Origin of the sequence: Pseudomonas sp. YQ_5 (genome assembly GCF_043103305.1) — a bacterium.
Taxonomy (GTDB): Bacteria; Pseudomonadota; Gammaproteobacteria; order Pseudomonadales; family Pseudomonadaceae; genus Aquipseudomonas; species Aquipseudomonas putida_Y.
The window spans coordinates 15,682-34,203 of the sequence record NZ_JBICJS010000037.1; the positions used below are offsets into that span (position 1 = coordinate 15,682).

12 protein-coding genes are annotated in these 18,522 nt (G+C 62.5%); 6 read left to right on the forward strand and 6 right to left on the reverse strand.

Going from position 1 to position 18,522, the window contains the following annotated elements; all coding sequences use genetic code 11:
- Window positions 1–14: 14 nt before the first annotated feature.
- Entirely contained in the window at window positions 15–2,948 is a 2,934-nt protein-coding gene (gene glnE / locus ACF8EA_RS06410) for a bifunctional [glutamate--ammonia ligase]-adenylyl-L-tyrosine phosphorylase/[glutamate--ammonia-ligase] adenylyltransferase (RefSeq protein WP_392521319.1), read from the reverse strand.
- A 383-nt stretch (window positions 2,949–3,331) separates the two neighbouring features.
- On the opposite strand from glnE, the gene aceE reads away from it, so the two are divergent.
- The 5 genes from aceE to ACF8EA_RS06435 all read left to right on the forward strand — a co-directional run bounded on the left by aceE (window position 3,332) and on the right by ACF8EA_RS06435 (window position 12,288).
- Window positions 3,332–5,977: a pyruvate dehydrogenase (acetyl-transferring), homodimeric type gene (aceE, locus tag ACF8EA_RS06415; protein ID WP_392521320.1), complete on the forward strand. Its 2,646-nt coding sequence runs from the start codon at window positions 3,332–3,334 to the stop codon at window positions 5,975–5,977.
- 13 nt (window positions 5,978–5,990) lie between these two features.
- Entirely contained in the window at window positions 5,991–7,628 is a 1,638-nt protein-coding gene (aceF, locus tag ACF8EA_RS06420) for a dihydrolipoyllysine-residue acetyltransferase (RefSeq protein WP_392521321.1), read from the forward strand.
- Window positions 7,629–8,135: 507 nt separating this feature from the next.
- A complete protein-coding gene (locus ACF8EA_RS06425; protein WP_021782664.1) occupies window positions 8,136–10,826 on the forward strand; it encodes a bifunctional diguanylate cyclase/phosphodiesterase in 2,691 nt (896 codons plus the stop codon).
- A 166-nt stretch (window positions 10,827–10,992) separates the two neighbouring features.
- Window positions 10,993–11,661, forward strand: a complete 669-nt coding sequence (msrA, locus tag ACF8EA_RS06430) for a peptide-methionine (S)-S-oxide reductase MsrA (RefSeq protein WP_392521322.1) — start codon at window positions 10,993–10,995, stop codon at window positions 11,659–11,661.
- Between the two features lie 3 nt (window positions 11,662–11,664).
- Window positions 11,665–12,288, forward strand: a complete 624-nt coding sequence (locus tag ACF8EA_RS06435; protein ID WP_392521323.1) for a glutathione S-transferase — start codon at window positions 11,665–11,667, stop codon at window positions 12,286–12,288.
- Window positions 12,289–12,437: 149 nt separating this feature from the next.
- On the opposite strand, the gene creD is transcribed toward ACF8EA_RS06435, so the two are convergent.
- From creD to ACF8EA_RS06455, 4 genes are all read right to left on the reverse strand, one after another.
- Complete coding sequence (gene creD / locus ACF8EA_RS06440; protein WP_021782662.1) at window positions 12,438–13,766, reverse strand: cell envelope integrity protein CreD; 1,329 nt, start codon at window positions 13,764–13,766, stop codon at window positions 12,438–12,440.
- A 105-nt stretch (window positions 13,767–13,871) separates the two neighbouring features.
- Window positions 13,872–15,308, reverse strand: a complete 1,437-nt coding sequence (creC, locus tag ACF8EA_RS06445) for a two-component system sensor histidine kinase CreC (protein WP_392521324.1) — start codon at window positions 15,306–15,308, stop codon at window positions 13,872–13,874.
- Window positions 15,308–15,988 carry a two-component system response regulator CreB gene (gene creB, locus ACF8EA_RS06450; protein WP_103443360.1) on the reverse strand — a complete coding sequence of 227 codons (681 nt, stop codon included), beginning with the start codon at window positions 15,986–15,988 and terminating at the stop codon, window positions 15,308–15,310. The genes creC and creB overlap by 1 nt, the downstream gene beginning before the upstream one ends.
- A gap of 147 nt (window positions 15,989–16,135) precedes the next feature.
- Window positions 16,136–16,636, reverse strand: a complete 501-nt coding sequence (locus ACF8EA_RS06455) for an ATP-dependent zinc protease (RefSeq protein ID WP_021782660.1) — start codon at window positions 16,634–16,636, stop codon at window positions 16,136–16,138.
- A 181-nt stretch (window positions 16,637–16,817) separates the two neighbouring features.
- On the opposite strand from ACF8EA_RS06455, the gene ACF8EA_RS06460 reads away from it, so the two are divergent.
- The gene (locus tag ACF8EA_RS06460; RefSeq protein ID WP_021782659.1) at window positions 16,818–17,705 is read left to right on the forward strand and encodes an acyltransferase; all 888 of its coding nucleotides are present in this window, start codon (window positions 16,818–16,820) and stop codon (window positions 17,703–17,705) included.
- Between the two features lie 85 nt (window positions 17,706–17,790).
- Here the strand turns inward: ACF8EA_RS06460 and ACF8EA_RS06465 are convergent, their stop codons facing one another.
- Window positions 17,791–18,366, reverse strand: a complete 576-nt coding sequence (locus ACF8EA_RS06465; protein WP_021782658.1) for a DUF2780 domain-containing protein — start codon at window positions 18,364–18,366, stop codon at window positions 17,791–17,793.
- Window positions 18,367–18,522 lie beyond the last annotated feature (156 nt).

Consider the following 18,522-nt stretch of genomic DNA (forward strand, 5'->3'; position numbering starts at 1 on the left):
AAGCCAACACGGTATCAGCTTAAACCCAACTCACCCCAGATCCGCCGCACTTCACGGCGTTCATCGGCAAACTGCGCCGCATCGATCACCCCGGCCTCCTTCTGCAGGGCCTGGCGGTGGGAGGCCGAGCGGAACGCCTTGTACACTTCACGCAACAGCACCGCGTCACTGGCCGGCATCAAGTTCGCCTGCTCCAGCTCTTCCAGAATGCGGATGTTATCGGTCCATCGCAGTAGGGCCGGATGGTCATGGGACCAGGCCAAAGCGGCGTATTGCACCATAAATTCGATATCGACGATACCGCCGGCATCCTGCTTGATATCGAAGGGTACACCGGCGTCGAAGGCGTTCGCCGCAGTACCGGCAGCCGTAGCCTTGGTACCGAGGTTGTCACGCATCTTGGCGCGCATTTCACTCACCTCGTCGCGCAGTTTTTCCAGGTCGCGCGCCTGGCCCAGAACCTTGGCGCGCACACCTTCGAACGCCGCACCCACCTGCTTGCAACCCACCAGCACGCGGGCCCGCACCAGCGCCTGGTGTTCCCAGGTCCAGGCTTCGTTCTGCTGGTAGCGCTCGAAGGCGCCCAGCGAGCTGACCAGCAGGCCCGAGGCGCCGGACGGGCGCAGGCGCATATCCACGTCGTACAGTTGGCCCGAGTTGGTCTGGGTGGTCAGCAAGTGGATGATGCGCTGCCCCAGACGCGTGAAGAACTGCGCGCTGTCGATAGGCTTCGCACCGTCGGTTTCCGCCTGCGGATCGCCATCATGGATGAAGACCAGGTCCAGGTCCGAACCGTGGCCTAGCTCCAGGCCGCCCATCTTGCCGTAACCGATGATGATGAAACCTGGGTCGCACAGGCTGCCGTCGCTGCGCTTGGGTTGGCCGTGGCGGGCCACGGTCTGGCGCCAGGCCAGGGCCAGCACCTGGTCGAGGATGGCTTCAGCCAGCCAGGTCAGGTAATCGCTGACTTTCATCAACGGCAGATTGCCGCTGATTTCCGAGGCAGCCACGCGCAGGCTGTGGGCCAGCTTGAAATGGCGCAGCGCCTCCATCTGCTGCTCCAGGTCGTCCTCGGGGATGCGCGTCAGGCGCTCGCGCAGCTCGCTGGCCAGTTCTGGCGCCAAGGGCGGGCTGAACAAGCGGCCCTCATTGAGCAGTTCGTCGAGCAGCAACGGGTAAAGGGCAATCTGCTCGGCAATCCACGGGCTGGCGGCGCACAGCGTCAGCAAACGGCGCAAGGCACCGGGGTTTTCGGTCAGCAGTACCAGGTAGGCAGAACGCCTTGCCACAGCCTCGACCAATGGCAACACCCGCTCAAGCACCAGGTCGGGGTTGTCATGCTCCACCGCCTGGGCCAGCAGCCTCGGGATGAACGCGTCAAGTCGCTCACGGCCGATGCGCTGCATCGAGCGCAACTGCGGGCTGGAACGCAGCCCGGCCAGGCGCCTCAAGGCTTCGGCGGGTTGCTTGAAGCCAGCCTCTTGCAATTGCCGGCCAGCGGCTTCTTCATCTTGCGCCTGCTCCCACAACGGCGACCACTCGCCACCCACCACCAGTTCGCCTTCACCGTCTTCATCATCCGGGTCGGCAATGACCTGACGGAAATGCCAGTCGATGCGGCCACGCCAGTACATCAACTGGTCATGGAAGCTCTGCCAGTCGGCAAAGCCGAGCATGTAGGCCACTCGTGCCTGATCGGTTTCACCTTCCGGCAACATTTGCGTCTGGCGGTCAGCGATGGCCTGGATGGCGTGCTCGGTATAGCGCAGGAACTCATAGCCCTCGCGTAACTCGGCCACCACTGCTGGCGGCAGGTAGCCTTGGCCTTCCAGGGTGGCCAGCACCTTGAGCAACGGCCGCTGCTGCAGGCTGAGGTCACGCCCGCCGTGGATCAGCTGGAAGGCCTGGGCGATGAACTCCACTTCGCGAATACCACCGGCACCCAGCTTGATGTTCTCGGCCATGCCCTTGCGCCGCACTTCCTGTTGGATCAGCTGCTTCATGGTGCGCAACGCTTCGATTGCGGAAAAGTCCAGGTAGCGGCGGTACACGAACGGGCGCAGCATTTCCTGCAACTGCGCGCCGGCCGCCTGATCGCCGGCCACCACCCGCGCCTTGATCATCGCGTAACGTTCCCAGTCACGGCCCTGGTCCTGGTAGTACTGCTCCAGTGCATTGAAGCTGAGCACCAGGGCACCCGCCGAACCATAGGGACGCAGACGCATGTCAACGCGGAACACAAAGCCGTCGACAGTAACCGGGTCCAGCGCCTTGATCAGCCTTTGGCCCAGGCGCGTGAAGAACTCCTGGTTGTCCAGCGAGCGCTTCACCCCTTCGGTTTCACCGCCCTCGGGGAAACCGAAGATCAGGTCGATGTCCGACGACAGGTTAAGCTCTACCGCTCCCAGCTTGCCCATGCCCAGCACCACCATGTGCTGCGGCTGGCCGCTGCGGTTGCCGATGGGCGTGCCGAATTGCTGGCAATGGCGCGGGTACAGCCATTGGTAGGCTTCGTCGATGGCCGCATCGGCAAGGTCCGACAGGTCCCGGCAAGTTTCGCCAAGTTCCGCCTGGCGGGTAATGTCGCGCCAGATAATGCGCAGCTGCTGGCGGTTGCGCGCGCGGCGCAGGTTGCGCGCCAGTTCGTCCTCGCTCTGTGCTGCCTGGGCCGTTGCGGCGATTTGCCCGCGCAGCTCACCCGGGGCGTAACGCCGCTCCAGCTCGCCACTGGCCAGCAGGGCAAACAGCATGGCGGGCTCGCGCTGGGCCAGGCTGAGCACGAATTCACTGGCAGCAGCCACTTGGTCGAACTGCTGCCGGTGCAGGGGGCTCCAGGCCTGCAGGTCGAGTTCGGGGTGGCCGGCCACGGCATCGCTGATGAACTGCTGGTTGCGAGTGACCAGCGGCTGCAAGGTGGCAGGCAGATCGGAGGGCAAAGGTAGGCGCATGGTCTATCCTTGATCGGCGTGAAATAGAGGGGAGAAAGCGGCCAAGGGGAAGCCGGACCACGGTTGGACTGTCGTACAAAAGTTGGAAATAGCTGAAAAAAACGAAATTTTGGCAACAAACATCAAGAACCACCCGTTCGCGACACAATGCCAACCAACATGAACGTTTTTCCTCACAAGCCAAGGTGCGACCAAACGTCGCACAAATGTAGTTTTACTACTACTCGTGTCGTGTAAAAGCATGAAATGCGAAAGCAAATGTAGTAAAACTACAACGCGCCGGAAGACACCCCGGTAATCCAAGAATTCACGACGTCTGCCCATAAGGCCAGTCGCAATCTCAGGCAATCGATTCTGGTTGCCTTTCCGCCCTGGAGCAAGCCATGCAAGACCTCGATCCAATCGAAACCCAGGAATGGCTGGATGCCCTGGAGTCGGTCCTCGACAAAGAAGGCGAAGACCGCGCTCATTACCTGATGACCCGTATGGGCGAGCTGGCCACCCGTAGTGGCTCCCAGCTGCCGTATGCGATCACCACGCCATACCGCAACACCATCCCTGTCACCCACGAAGCACGCATGCCTGGCGACCTGTTCATGGAACGCCGCATTCGCTCGATGGTGCGTTGGAACGCGCTGGCCATGGTCATGCGTACCAACCTGAAAGACTCGGACCTGGGCGGACACATCTCTAGCTTCGCCTCCAGTGCCACTCTGTACGACATCGGCTTCAACTACTTCTTCCAGGCCCCTACCGAAGAACACGGCGGCGACCTGGTCTTCTTCCAGGGCCACGCTTCGCCAGGCGTCTACGCCCGTGCCTTCATGGAAGGCCGTATCAGCGAAGACCAGATGAACAACTTCCGTCAGGAAGTGGACGGCAACGGCCTGTCTTCGTACCCACACCCATGGTTGATGCCTGACTTCTGGCAGTTCCCGACCGTTTCGATGGGTCTGGGCCCGATCCAGGCGATCTACCAGGCACGCTTCATGAAGTACCTGGAAGCCCGTGGCTTCATCCCGGCCGGCAAGCAGAAGGTCTGGTGCTTCATGGGCGACGGTGAGTGCGACGAGCCGGAATCCCTGGGTGCGATCGCCCTGGCCGGCCGCGAGAAGCTGGACAACCTGATCTTCGTCATCAACTGCAACCTGCAGCGCCTTGACGGCCCGGTTCGCGGCAACGGCAAGATCATCCAGGAACTCGAAGGCGTGTTCCGTGGCGGTGGCTGGAACGTCAACAAAGTCGTCTGGGGCCGTTTCTGGGACCCACTGCTGGCCAAGGACACCAACGGTGCCCTGCAGCGCCGCATGGACGAAGTCATCGACGGCGAGTACCAGAACTACAAAGCCAAAGACGGCGCGTACGTTCGCGAGCACTTCTTCAACACCCCGGAACTCAAGGCCATGGTCGAAGACCTGTCCGACGAAGAGATCTGGAAGCTCAACCGTGGCGGTCACGACCCGTACAAGGTCTACGCGGCGTATCACCAGGCTGTGAACCACAAAGAGCAGCCGACCGTCATCCTGGCCAAGACCATCAAGGGTTACGGCACCGGTGCTGGCGAAGCCAAGAACACCGCGCACAACACCAAGAAGGTCGACGTCGACAGCCTGCGTCACTTCCGTGACCGCTTCGACATCCCGGTCAAGGATGCCGACCTGGAGAACCTGCCGTTCTTCAAGCCGGAAGAAGGTTCTGCCGAAGCCAAGTACCTGGCCGAGCGCCGCGCAGCCCTGGGTGGCTTCGTACCGCAGCGCCGCGCCAAGAGCTTCAGCGTGCCGACCCCGCCACTGGAAACGCTGAAAGCGATCCTGGACGGCTCGGGCGACCGCGAAATCTCCACCACCATGGCCTTCGTGCGTATTCTGGCGCAGCTGGTCAAGGACAAGGACATTGGCCAGCGCATCGTTCCGATCATCCCGGACGAAGCCCGTACCTTCGGTATGGAAGGCATGTTCCGCCAGTTGGGCATCTACTCGTCGGTCGGCCAGCTCTACGAGCCAGTCGATAAAGACCAGGTGATGTTCTACCGCGAAGACAAGAAGGGCCAGATCCTCGAGGAAGGCATCAACGAAGCCGGCGCCATGTCGTCGTTCATCGCTGCCGGTACCTCGTACAGCTGCCACAACCAGCCGATGCTGCCGTTCTACATCTTCTACTCGATGTTCGGTTTCCAGCGTATTGGCGACCTGGCCTGGGCCGCTGGCGACAGCCGCACCCGTGGTTTCCTGATCGGCGGTACCGCCGGCCGTACCACCCTCAACGGTGAAGGCCTGCAGCACGAAGACGGTCACAGCCACATGATGGCGGGCACCATCCCGAACTGCCGCACCTACGATCCGACCTACGGCTACGAGCTGGCGGTGATCATCCAGGACGGCATGAAGAAGATGACCGAAGAGCAACAGGACATCTTCTACTACATCACCGTGATGAACGAATCCTACCAGCAGCCTGCCATGCCGGCCGGTGTCGAGGAAGGCATCATCAAGGGCATGTACCTGCTGGAAGAGGACACCCGCGAAGCCGCACACCACGTACAGCTGATGGGCTCCGGCACCATCCTGCGCGAAGTCCGCGAAGCCGCGAAGATCCTGCGTGAAGAGTTCAACGTCGGTGCCGACGTGTGGAGCGTCACCAGCTTCAACGAACTGCGTCGCGACGGCCTGGCCGTGGAACGTGCCAACCGCCTGAAGCCTGGCCAGAAGCCACAGCAGACCTACGTCGAGCAGTGCCTGAACGGTCGCAAAGGCCCGGTCATCGCCTCTACCGACTACATGAAGCTGTTCGCCGAGCAGATTCGTCAGTGGGTACCAAGCAAAGAGTTCAAAGTTCTGGGTACCGACGGTTACGGTCGCAGCGACAGCCGCAAGAAGCTGCGTCACTTCTTCGAAGTCGACCGCCACTTCGTGGTGCTGGCTGCCCTGGAAGCCCTGGCTGACCGTGGCGAGATCGAACCCAAGGTTGTCGCAGACGCTATCGTCAAGTTCGGTATCAACCCGGACAAGCGCAACCCACTGGACTGCTGAGGAGTATTTTTAAGTGAGCGAACTCATTCGCGTACCTGACATCGGCAGCGGTGAAGGTGAAATCATCGAGCTGTTCGTCAAGGTCGGTGACCGTATCGAGGCTGACCAGAGCCTGCTGACCCTGGAGTCCGACAAGGCCTCCATGGAAATCCCGGCGCCCAAGGCCGGCGTCATCAAGGAGCTGAAGGTCAAGCTGGGCGACCGCCTGAAAGAAGGCGACGAGCTGCTGGTCCTGGAAGCCGAGGGCGCCGCTGCTGCGGCCCCTGAGGCACCGGCCGCTGCCGCTGCTCCGGCTGCGGCGCCAGCGCCAGCCGCTGAAGCCGCTCCTGCTGCTCCGGCCGCAGCCCCGGCTGCTGCCAGCGTGCAGGACATCCACGTGCCGGACATCGGTTCGTCGGGCAAGGCCAAGATCATCGAAGTGCTGGTCAAAGTCGGCGACACCGTCGAAGCCGACCAGTCGCTGATTACCCTGGAGTCCGACAAGGCTTCCATGGAAATCCCGTCGCCGGCCGCCGGCGTGGTCGAAGAAGTGCTGTGCAAGCTGGAAGACGAAGTCGGCACTGGCGACCTGATCTTCAAGCTCAAGGTAGCTGGCGCTGCGCCTGCTGCAGCGGCTCCAGCTGCTGCTGCCCCGGCCAAGGCTGAGGCTGCTCCGGCTGCCGCACCTGCTCCTGCTGCTGCCCCGGCCGCTGCCGCTGCACCGGTTGCTACCGCACCGGCCGCTGGCAGCAATGCCAAGGTTCACGCTGGCCCGGCGGTTCGCCAGCTGGCCCGTGAATTTGGTGTCGACCTGGGCGCTGTTGCCGCCACCGGTCCGCATGGCCGCATCCTGAAAGAAGACGTGCAGGTGTACGTCAAGGCGATGATGCAGAAGGCCAAGGAAGCCCCGGCCGCCGCTGGCGCAACCGGCGGCGCCGGCATCCCGCCGATCCCTGCCGTGGACTTCAGCAAGTTCGGTGAAGTGGAAGAAGTGGCCCTGACCCGCCTGATGCAGGTCGGTGCTGCCAACCTGCACCGCAGCTGGTTGAACGTGCCGCATGTCACCCAGTTCGACTCCGCCGACATCACCGAGCTGGAAGCCTTCCGCGTTGCGCAGAAAGCCGTGGCCGAGAAGGCTGGGGTGAAGCTGACCGTGCTGCCACTGCTGCTCAAGGCCTGCGCCTTCCTGCTCAAGGAACTGCCGGACTTCAACAGCTCGCTGGCGCCAAGCGGCAAGGCCATCATCCGCAAGAAGTACGTGCACATCGGCTTCGCCGTGGACACCCCGGACGGCCTGCTGGTCCCTGTGATCAAGAACGTCGACCAGAAGAGCCTGCTGCAACTGGCTGCCGAAGCCGCTGCACTGGCTGAGAAGGCGCGCACCAAGAAGCTGTCGGCCGACGAGATGCAAGGCGCTTGCTTCACCATCTCCAGCCTCGGCCACATTGGCGGCACCGGCTTCACGCCGATCGTCAATGCGCCGGAGGTGGCTATCCTGGGCGTCTCCAAGGCGACCATGCAGCCAGTCTGGGATGGCAAGGCTTTCCAGCCAAAGCTGATGCTGCCGCTGTCGCTGTCCTACGATCACCGTGTGATCAACGGCGCTGCCGCCGCGCGCTTCACCAAGCGCCTGGGCGACGTGCTGGGCGATATCCGCACCATGCTGCTGTAAGGCAGCACACTGCCCCTTCTTGCGAGGGGCAGTTCCCTTTTCGAGCTGCCACGCTCGTACCTCAACCCCGTCGATTGGCGGGGCTTTTTTTGTCTGCCGATAGGGTTTTGCCGCCTGGGAGATCGAGCGCCGCCCGCGCGGCGCATCGCGAGCTACGCTCGCTCCTACGTTTGTTTCGGGCCAATTTTCCTGTGGGACTTGCGCGCGATCGCCTTGATACATGGCGCGATATAGCGTCGTACTAACACGGCGGTCGCGTGCGCCTGCCACAGGCTGTACTGGCCCGAAACAAACGTAGGAGCGAGCGTAGCTCGCGATGCGCCGCGCGGGCGGCGCTCGATCTCCCAGGCGGCAAAAACCCCAAGGCGATCTAAGTTTTCCGCCCCACCCGCCGATAACCTGTCCACAGCATCAAGCATGGCCGCTTGCCAGCCCTCGGGACATGATGCAACCTTGCCAAATCCGCCGCAGCCACAAGGCAGCGTTCCCTCTTCAAGCGAGTCTTCGATGAAAAGCCAACCCGATGCCGCCAGCCGTGTGGCGGCCGAGGTCGTGACGCAATTACCCGTGCCCTCGCGGCTCGGCATGTTGCGTTTCGAACGGCTCAACGAAGCCACCTGGGCCATGCTCTACCTTGACCCGGCCTGTGAGCGCCAGTTCGGCATGCAACCCGGCGAGCTGTGCGCCCTGATTGACGCGCCCTACGCCAGCCTGATGGAACCCGAAGCACGCTACCGGCTGCACGACGAAATCCAGCTGCAACTGGCCCAGCGCGGCTACTACCGCGTGCGCTACACCCTGCACACGCCGAACACCTCGCTGCGCCTGCTGGAGGCGGGTGAAGCCTACAAGCAACACAACCGCCAACTGTTGCGCGGCTACCTGAGCGTGCTTGACGATCAGCAGGAAGATAGCGGCGAACTTGGCGCCAGCGACCTGGAGTCACGCAACAACCGCCTGCAGCTGGCCCTGCAACAGAACCAGCGCACGCAGCAAGAACAGCTGGAGCACCTGGAGCGCGTACGCGGCCAGCAGGACCTTATTCTGCGCCTTGCCCGCCAGCGTTACAGCGCGGGCAACTCGCTGTTCGAAGCGGCCCAGCTGATTACCCAGAGCGCCTGCGAAATCTACAAGGTCGACAGCGCCAGCATCTGGCACCTGGAAGACCAACGCCTGGAACCGATCATCGCCTGGTACCGCGACGCGCAAGAGCACCGCCAGCCCGAAGCTATCGATGCCAGCCGCTTCCCGGACTACCTGGATGCACTGCACGCAAGCCGCGCCATCGATGCTCACAACGCCGGCCACGACCCGCGCACCCGCGCCCTGGCGCAAAGCATGCGCCCGGAAAACAAGGCCATGCTCGACGCCAGCATCCGCGTCGATGGCCAGGTGATCGGCGTGTTGTGCCTGGAGCAAACCGGCCAGCCACGGGCCTGGCAGTCGGACGAGATTGCCTTTGCCGGCGAGCTGGCCGACCAGTTTGCCCAAGTGATCACAAACCACAAACGGCGTGCCGCGGCCAGCGCCCTGCACCTGTTCCAGCGTGCGGTCGAGCAGAGCGCCAGCGCCTTCCTGCTGGTGAATCGCGACGGCCGGGTGGAGTACGTCAACCCCAGCTTCACCGCCATCACCCAGTACAGTACCGACGAAGTGCAGGGCCGTCAGCTGGGTGAGCTACCGGCACTGGAGAACCTCAGCGAACTGCTGTTCGACTCGCCGTCGAGCCTGGCCATGGGCAACAGTTGGCAGGGCGAGTTCAAGAGCCGGCGCAAGAACCTGGAGCCGTACTGGGGCCAGTTGTCGATCTCCAAGGTATACGGTGACAACCGTGAGCTGACCCACTACATCGGCATCTACGAAGACGTCACCCAGACCAAGCTGGCCCAGCAACGCATCGAACGCCTGGCTTACACCGACAACCTCACCAACCTGGGCAACCGCCCGGCGTTCATCCGCAGCCTGGACGAGCGCTTCGCCCGCGATGGCGAAAGCTCGATGTGCCTGCTGCTGGTGGACATCGACAACTTCAAGCGCATCAACGACAGCCTTGGCCACCAGACCGGCGATAAGCTGCTGATCAGCCTGGCCAGGCGTCTACGCAACAGCCTGCACAGCGGTGGCATCCTGGCGCGCTTTGCCAGTAACGAGTTCGCCGTGCTGCTCGACGACACCAGCCTTGAAGATGGCCAAGGCGTTGCCCAGCAGTTGCTGTGCACCCTCGACAAGCCGATGTTCGTCGACAACCAGCTGATCAACGTCACCGCCTCGGTAGGCCTGGCCTGTGCACCGTTGCACGGCGTCGACCCGGCCAGCCTGATGAAGAATGCCGGCCTTGCATTGCACAAGGCCAAGGCCAACGGTAAACACCAGGTACAGGTGTTTACCGAAGTGCTCAACGCCGAAGCCAGCTACAAGCTGTTCGTCGAGAACAACCTGCGCCGTGCCCTGACCCAGAACGAACTGGAAGTGTTCTACCAGCCCAAGCTGTGCCTGCGCAGCGGTCGCCTGCTGGGCCTGGAAGCGCTGCTGCGCTGGAACCACCCCGAACGCGGCATGATCCGCCCGGACCAGTTCATCAGCGTGGCCGAGGAAACCGGCCTGATCATCCCCATCGGCAAATGGGTGGTGCGCCAGGCGTGCTGCATGAGCCAGCAACTGCGCAAGGCCGGCCTGGGCAACCTGCATGTAGCCATCAACCTGTCGCCCAAACAGTTCTCCGACCCGGACCTGGTGGCGTCGATCAGCACCATCCTCAAGGAAGAAGCCCTGCCCCCGCACCTGCTGGAGCTGGAGCTGACCGAAGGCCTGCTGCTGGAAGCCAGCGAAGACACCCACCGCCAGCTGGACGAGCTGAAGGCCCTGGGCCTGACCTTGGCCATGGACGACTTCGGCACCGGTTATTCGTCGCTGAGCTACCTGAAGAAGTTTCCGATCGACATCCTCAAGATCGATCGCAGCTTCATCAACGAGATCCCCGACAACCAGGACGACATGGAAATCACCTCGGCGGTGGTGGCCATGGCCCACAACCTGAAGCTGAAGGTGGTGGCCGAAGGGATCGAGACGCCGGAGCAACTGGCGTTCCTGCGCCGCCACCGCTGCGACGTGGGCCAGGGCTACCTGTTCGACCGACCGATTCCCGGGCGCGAACTGGCCGAGCGGCTGAAGCGTTATCCGCGTGGCCCGGTGGCCTGACAGCGGCGTAATCCTCGGGCACTATAGAAGCCATTCGGGCCCTTTCGCGGGTAAACCCGCTCCCACAGGTACGCCACAGTATTCGGTATTTGTGGGGGCAACTGTGGGAGCGGGTTTACCCGCGAAGGCCCCAGCCCCCATCTCAATGACATACAGAGGAACGGCCATGGTCCTGCGTTCGGAAATCCTGGTGAACAAAAACGTCATGCCAACTGCGGAACAGGCCCTGCCTGGCCGCGACACGCCAATGAGCCTGCCCGAGTTCCACTACGTCTTCAAAGACACCCCGCTGCTCGGCCCATTCTTCGAAGGCGCCATCGACTTCGCCATCTTCGGCCTGGGTTGCTTCTGGGGCGCAGAGCGCCGCTTCTGGCAGCGTGAAGGTGTGGTCAGCACCGTGGTCGGCTACGCCGGCGGCTTCACCCCGCACCCTACCTACGAAGAAGTCTGCTCGGGCCTGACCGGCCACACCGAAGTGGTGCTGGTGGTGTTCGACAAGGACAAGGTCAGCTACCGCGAACTGCTGGCAATGTTCTGGGAGCTGCACAACCCCACCCAAGGCATGCGCCAGGGCAACGACATCGGCACCCAATACCGCTCGGCCATCTACTGCACCAGCCCGGAACAGCTGGAACAGGCCAAGGCCAGCCGCGACGCCTTCCAGGCCGAGCTGAGCAGGGCCGGCTTCGGTGAGATCACCACCGAAATCGACCAGGCACCGACCGTATATTTCGCCGAGGCCTACCACCAGCAGTACCTGGCCAAGAACCCGGACGGCTATTGCGGCATCGGCGGCACCGGCGTGTGCCTGCCACCCAGCCTGCAAGGTAACTGACGCATGAGCACGATGACCCTGTTCCACTCGCCGTTGTCGCCTTTCGTGCGCAAGGTCATGGTGGTGTTGCACGAGACCGGCCAGCTTGAGCGTGTGCAGCTGCAGCCGGTGAACATCAGCCCGGTGAGCGGCGACCCGCTGCTCAACCTGGACAACCCGATCGGCAAGATCCCGGCCCTGCGCCTGGAAGACGGCACCGTGCTGCATGACAGCCGGGTGATCTGCGAGTACCTCGACCTGCAGCACGTAGGCCTGCCGCTGCTGCCGCGAGAAGGCTCGGCGCGCTGGCGGCGCATGACCTTGGTATCACAGGCCGATGCGATCATGGATGCGGCGGTGTCAAGCCGTTATGAAAGCTTCCTGAGGCCAGAAGACAAGCGCTGGGATGGCTGGCTGCAGGCACAGGGTGACAAGATCCGCCGTAGCCTGGCCAACCTGGAGCAGGAGCACTTGCCGGAGCTGATGTCCGGCTTCGACCTGGCGGCGATTGGCGTGGCCTGTGCGCTGGGCTATCTGGATCTGCGTCAGCCCGGGTTTGGCTGGCGTGAGCGCCAGCCTGGGTTGGCGGCGTGGTATGCCGAAGTGGTCAAGCGGCCGTCGATGGTCGCTACAGCGCCAGTGGCCTGAAGGGGCCCCTTCGCGGGCAAGCCCGCTCCACAGGTAGTGTGCGCCGTACCTGTGGGAGCGGGCTTGCCCGCGAAAGCTTCACCTAGGTATCACAGGAAACAACAGCCCGATCCTGAGCGCCAACCAGCGCCCGATCTCTCTATCCTCCCTCATGCCGCCCTCCCCACACGCGCCCAGTCCAGCCGCCGGGTCAGCACCATGAACACCCCAAGCAAGCCGAAACACAACAGCGACCCCATCAGCAGGGCATAGTCTTCGGCACTCAGCAGCCCGAAGAGCAGCGCGTACAACGCCGCCAAACCCGCTGCAAAACCCACCCCTCGCCACAGGCTGCGTAAAACATGGCTCAGGTAGAAGCCGATCAGCAGCACACAGCCCGAAGCCGACAGCCCATACGCCAGACCAAAGCCAATGTGCTCGGACAACGACAGCAGCAGCAGATAGAAGAACGCCAGCGCCACACCCACCAGGATGTACTGCACCGGGTGCACACTCAGGTTCTTCATTACCTCGAACAGGAAGAAGCCAGCAAAGGTCAGGGCAATGAACAACAACGCGTATTTGATCGCCCGCTCGCTTTTCAGGTACTGGTCCACCGGGTCTATAAAACTCACGCCAAAGCTGCGCTCACTGAAATCCGTACACTGCCCGGCGTTAGCGCACTGGCGGATGGCATCCTCAAGGTTGGTGGCAAAGAACGAGGTTTGCCAATGGGCACTGAAGCCTTGAGCATCGATTTCGCGGCGGTTGGGCAAGTAGTTGCCGACGAAGCTCGGGTGCGGCCAGTTGGCGCGCATGTCCACGCTGCTGGTACGGCCCACGGGTACCACGTGCAACTGGCCAGTACCTTGCAGCGCCAGGTCAAAGCCATAGCTGAACGCTCGCGCCTGTAGCCCGTCCAGCCCCGGCAGGCTGGCGTGCACGCCGCCGCGCATCCAGTCGAGCTGGGTGCCGGCCTCGAACGGCACTTTTTGCTCATCCATGCTCAGCTCCAGACCACTATCGATACCACGGATATCACTGATGCCCACCACCAGGAACGGCGTGTCGAAGCGGTAGTCGTCAAAGTCCTTGTCGATCCCCCAATGCGCCGGGAGCTTGAAGCGGCCGCTGATACGGCCTTTGGCGTGGAACAGGCGCGCCTGGTAGATGCCGCGGGCGCGCAGTTCGGTGTCCACACCCAGGTCGGCGTCGAAGGTTTCCGGCAGGAAGTACAGGTGGCCGGCGATGGTGCTGGTTTCCTGGGTACGCTCACCGTCCTTTTCGATCCAGCGGCGCTGGTACTTTCGGTACGGCACCACCAATAGCGGGCCGCTGAGTTGCTGGTCGAAGCTGGTGCTCTGGGCAATATCGCGCAACACGCCGTCGCGCATGGCCTGGCGTTCGTCGATCAGGCCGTTGATCAGCAGTAGCGGGATGAGCAACAGCAACATCAACATGGCGATCATGCCAAGTTTGAAACCGAGGGTCTTGTTCATGTGGCCTCCTGTGGCAGTGGGCGCAGTGTCTGCGCCTTGCGTGGAGGCTTTGTGGAGAGCGTGTGTGATTTAAGTGTATTTGGACTGCTGCGCGCCCCGCCTATCTCAGCTAATGCGCCGCACCGGCAGCCACAACCGCACCCGCACCCCGCCATCGACGTTGTCCACCGCCAATGCCCCGCCATGCAGCTGCATCACTTCGGCCACGAAGTTCAGCCCCAGCCCGGTGCTCTTGCGCCCGCTCCCGGGCCGCGGCAGCGAGTAGAACCGCTCGCTGACCCGCCCGATGGCGTAGGCCGGTATCGCTTGCCCCTGGTTGAACAAGCTCAACGCCACCCGTTCGCCATCGCGCTCCAGGTCGAACAGCAGCGTGCCCCCTTCCGGGGTGAAGTCCAGCGCGTTGTCGAGCAGGTTGGCCAACGCCTGGCGCATTAGAAACGGATCGCAGAGCAAGCGCAAAGTGGCAGGCACCCGCTGACGTACCTGCAAACGGGCGCCTTCGATACGCGCCGCATGGGCCAGCAGCAACTCATCGACCAACGCCGCCAGCGCCACCTGCTGCTCGTCCTCCAGCGCCTGCATCTGCTCGACCCTGGCCAGGTTGAGCAGCCGCTCGATCATCTGCTGCAAACGCTCGCTCTCGCGCTCGATATTGCCGGCGAAGCGCGCCCGCTGATCAGCGGGCATGTCCTCGGCCTGCAACAGCTCCGAAGCACCACGGATGGCCGCCAGCGGGCTTTTCAGCTCGTGAGTCAGGGTGTGCACGTAGCGCTCGACATAGGCCTTGCCTTCCAGCTGGGTGCGCATGCGCTCCACTGCCTGTGCCAGGTTCGCCAGCTCGCCGCCCTTGTAATGCGGAAGCTCCGCACGTTCCCCTTCGCTGACCGCCTGCGCATAACCTGCCAACTTGCGCAGCGAGCGCGCAAGCCACCACGACAGAGCCGCGCCGATCAGCAAGCCCAGACCGATCAGCCCTAGCCCCAGGGTGAGCAGGCGCCGCTCGGAGCGGTCGATGTAGGGTTGCAATGAGCTATTGGGCTTGGCGACGGTGACAACGCCGATGATCTTGCCGTTGTCGATAATCGGCGCGCCAACGTGCATCACCGAGGTGCTTTCGTCGTTGGGGTCGCTGCGGGTGGAGCGGGCGCCATACTGGCCACGCAGGGTCAGCAGCACGTCATTCCACTGCGAGTAATCCTTGCCCAGGGCCTCGCCACTGGAGTCCAGCAACACGATGCCCTTGGCGTCAGTGACATAGATGCGGTGGCTGACCTGGTTCTTGGCCAGCCCCCAGATCTGTGCGCCCGGGCTGCGCGAGCCGTAGGCCTCGAGCACCTCGGGCAAGCGGCCCTGGTTCAGGGTGCCGGCCTTGACGTCATCCCGCAGGATTTCTGCCAGCAGGTTGGCAGTGTCTACCAATGTTTCTTCGGAGGATTGGCGCACTACCGGTCGAATCTGTTCGCGTACGGTATTGAGCAAGAAGTAACCGGCCAAACCGACGAACAGGAAGTACACCAGGAAGATGCGAATACCCAAGCGCATCAGGCGTGCTCCGGGCTATAGCTGTAACCGAGGCCACGATGGGTCTGGATCGGCTCGGCATCACCCGCTACCTGGCGCAGCTTGGCGCGCAGGCTCTTGATATGGCTGTCGATGGTGCGCTCATAGCCCACATCTGAGGCCACGCCCAAAGCGTCGAGCAGCTGTTCGCGGCTGAACACCCGTTGCGGTTGTTCGAGCAGGCATTGCAGCAAGCGGAACTCATGCCGGGTCAGCGTGAGCGGCTGGCTGCGGTAGGTGATCTGCATGCGCAAGGTGTCGAGGTGGAACAAGGTGGTTTCGCCGACAACCTCGGCCCTCGGGGCCATGCGTTTGAGGATCGCCCGAACGCGCGCTGCCACTTCACGAGGGCTGAAAGGTTTTACTACGTAGTCGTCGGCGCCGATTTCCAGGCCCACTACGCGGTCGATTTCACCGTCCCGCGCGCTGAGAAACATCACCGGCACCTCGGTGAACCGGCGCAGCTGGCGACAGGTTTCGAAGCCACTGATGTCGGGCAGGCCAATGTCGAGGATGACCAGGTCGGCCGGGCGCTGGCGCTGCTGGTCGAGGGCGGCACTGCCCAGGGTTACCCATTCGGTGCTGTGACCGTCGGCCTGCAGGGCGTAGATCAGGGTGTCGGCGATGGCGGCTTCGTCTTCGACGATGAGGATATGAGGCATGGCGTCCGGCCTTGCGGTTTTGAAGGTTGGCACATCTCAGTGTAGGAGCGGGCTTGCCCGCGAACACCGGCGAAGCCGGTGCCTGACAGCACATTATGTGTGTTCGCGGGCAAGCACGCTCCTACATTGTATGGCGCACGCTTCAGATCAACAGCCTGGCTTGCCAGCAGTGAACTTCTTCGCCGGGTTTACCGCCGCCTTGAACTCGCGCAGTGCCTTGGAACCGACCAGCAGCGGGTAGTTGAAGTTGCTGCGGTCCACCAGATTCACCTCCACGGTACGCTTCACATCCCCCAGGCACAGCTCCAGGTCGACCACCGGGCGCTTGGAGACCTCTGGCGCATCCCCTTCGTCCTCTTCATCGGCACGGCCCTTGATCTTGCTGATGCGCGAGACCTTGTGCTCGTAAACCTTGCCGTCCGAGTCCTTGGTCGCCAGGCGGAAGCGCACCCACTCGTCGCCATCGCGGGTGAACAGCTCGATATCCTTGGCCGACAGCGACGCGGTGAAGGCGCCGGTGTCCATCTTGGCTTTCAGGGTTTCGCCCAGTTCAGGCAGGGCAATGTTCTCGTAACGGCCGTATATAGTGGGTTCGGCTGCCATTACCGGCAGCGCCAACAACGACAACAGGGCAAGCAGTGGTTTCACAGGCAGGCTTCCTTGAAAGGGTCAGTGCTTAGACTGCACTGGCAAGAGAGGTTCGCTTACACAAGACTAAACAACATAACGTGAAACATTTGTTCCCGCCGCCGGGCATTGGACATTTGGCGTAGGCCACCGCCCTGCTTATCATTGCCAACCGTTTATCTCCCACAACAAGAGTCTCTTTATGCGTCGCCTGCTGACCGGCATTCTCACTACCACCCTGCTGCTGCTCAATACCGTGGTATTGATCTGCCCGCTGCTGGTCTTCGCCCTGCTCAAGCTGGTGTTGCCAGGCCGTGGCCGCGACTACGCGTCGTGGGCGGTGATGTGGGTGGCCGAAACCTGGTCGGAAATCGACAAAGCCATCTTCGCCCTGTGCATCCCTACCCAGTGGGACATCCGCGGTGTGGAAAACCTGCGCCGGGACACCTCGTACCTGGCCGTGAGCAACCACCAGACCTGGGTCGACATCCCGGCGCTGATCGAAAGCCTCAACCGCCGTACACCGTTCTTCAAGTTCTTCCTGAAAAAGGAGCTGATCTGGGTGCCGTTGCTGGGCCTGGCCTGGTGGGGGCTGGATTACCCGTTCATGAAGCGCTACAGCAAGGCGTTTCTGGAAAAGCACCCAGAGCTCAAGGGCAAGGACCTGGAAATCACCAAGGCGGCCTGCGAGCTGTTCAAGCGCCAGCCAGTGACCGTGGTCAACTACCTGGAAGGCACCCGGTTTACTGAAGCCAAGCGCCAGGAGCAGCAGTCGCCGTATCGCTACCTGCTCAAGCCTAAGGCAGGTGGTGTGGCGTTTGTGCTCGCGGCATTGGGCGAGCAGTTAGATGCCCTGCTGGATGTGACCATCGTGTACCCCGGCAACAAGGCGCCGGGGTTTTGGGAATTGCTCAATGGCAGCATCAGCCGGGTGATTATCGACATTCAGGTGCGGGAGCTGGACCCGGCGTTGTGGGCGGGGGATTACGAGAATGATCCCGAGTTTCGGCAGATGGTGCAGGCCTGGGTCAACCAGTTGTGGGTGGCCAAGGATCAGCGGATCGAGCAGCTACGGCAGGAAATGAGCTGATAATTTTCAAGTGTCTGCCCGGGCCTCTTCGCGGGCACCCTGCGAAGAGGCCCGGGCAGACTGCGCAAGAATCCTCACCCGACCTTCAGACCGAGGGCTGAGCCAATGGCGCCGGTGTGGTCCACAAACTCCCCAGATTCTGCAACAACGCCCCGGCAACCCCCTGCTGCCCCAGATACTGCAGCAGCAACGGCGCAAACTGCCCGATCATCCCGGTATCCATGCCTAGCGCCTTGAACGCATTGTCCAGGTCGCTACGGTTTTCCACGTTGTTGCCCAGTGCGTTGCTCAACGCCGACTGGCTCTCGCTGCTCTTGCCCAGCAAATCACCCAACCCACTTAACCCGCCCAGCGCATTTGCACCGGCCAGCAGGTCCAGCCCTGGCACCGCCTTGGTCAGTTGCCCATAGTCATCGCTGCTAAGGTTGTTGCGTGCCAGCCCCAGCATGGCTCCTGCTCCGCCTACCGCCTGTTCGGGGGTGATGTTCAGCTGGCTGCCCAGGGTGTTGAGCAGATTGGCCTGCGCTTCCGGTGCCTGTACCTGGCCTTGCTGTTGCTGGTTCTGCATGGCGGACACGGCGTTGGCGGCGTCGCTGAGGTTGAAGGCGAACACCGGGCTTGCGGCCAGGGTCATCAGGGTTGCCAGGGTGAAAGCTTTCATTGGAAGAAGACCTCATAGGCCGGGATGGCCCGCGAAAGTAAACTTTAGACCCGACGTTCGAGACTTGGTTCCAGCGGGCGATACCTGACAAAATTGCTAGTTGTCACTGCCTTTAGGGAAGAGCACAGTAACAGCACATTATCCAAATACCAGGAT

Bases quoted from the DNA above. Each gene is read 5' to 3' on its own strand.
- msrA (WP_392521322.1), top strand. From the start codon at position 10,993: ATGGTCCTGCGTTCGGAAATCCTGGTGAACAAAAACGTCATGCCAACT.
- creB (WP_103443360.1), bottom strand. From the start codon at position 15,988: ATGCCTCATATCCTCATCGTCGAAGACGAAGCCGCCATCGCCGACACC.
- ACF8EA_RS06460 (WP_021782659.1), top strand. From the start codon at position 16,818: ATGCGTCGCCTGCTGACCGGCATTCTCACTACCACCCTGCTGCTGCTC.
- creD (WP_021782662.1), bottom strand. From the start codon at position 13,766: ATGAACAAGACCCTCGGTTTCAAACTTGGCATGATCGCCATGTTGATG.
- glnE (WP_392521319.1), bottom strand. From the start codon at position 2,948: ATGCGCCTACCTTTGCCCTCCGATCTGCCTGCCACCTTGCAGCCGCTG.
- ACF8EA_RS06465 (WP_021782658.1), bottom strand. From the start codon at position 18,366: ATGAAAGCTTTCACCCTGGCAACCCTGATGACCCTGGCCGCAAGCCCG.
- creC (WP_392521324.1), bottom strand. From the start codon at position 15,308: ATGCGCTTGGGTATTCGCATCTTCCTGGTGTACTTCCTGTTCGTCGGT.
- ACF8EA_RS06425 (WP_021782664.1), top strand. From the start codon at position 8,136: ATGAAAAGCCAACCCGATGCCGCCAGCCGTGTGGCGGCCGAGGTCGTG.
- aceE (WP_392521320.1), top strand. From the start codon at position 3,332: ATGCAAGACCTCGATCCAATCGAAACCCAGGAATGGCTGGATGCCCTG.
- ACF8EA_RS06435 (WP_392521323.1), top strand. From the start codon at position 11,665: ATGAGCACGATGACCCTGTTCCACTCGCCGTTGTCGCCTTTCGTGCGC.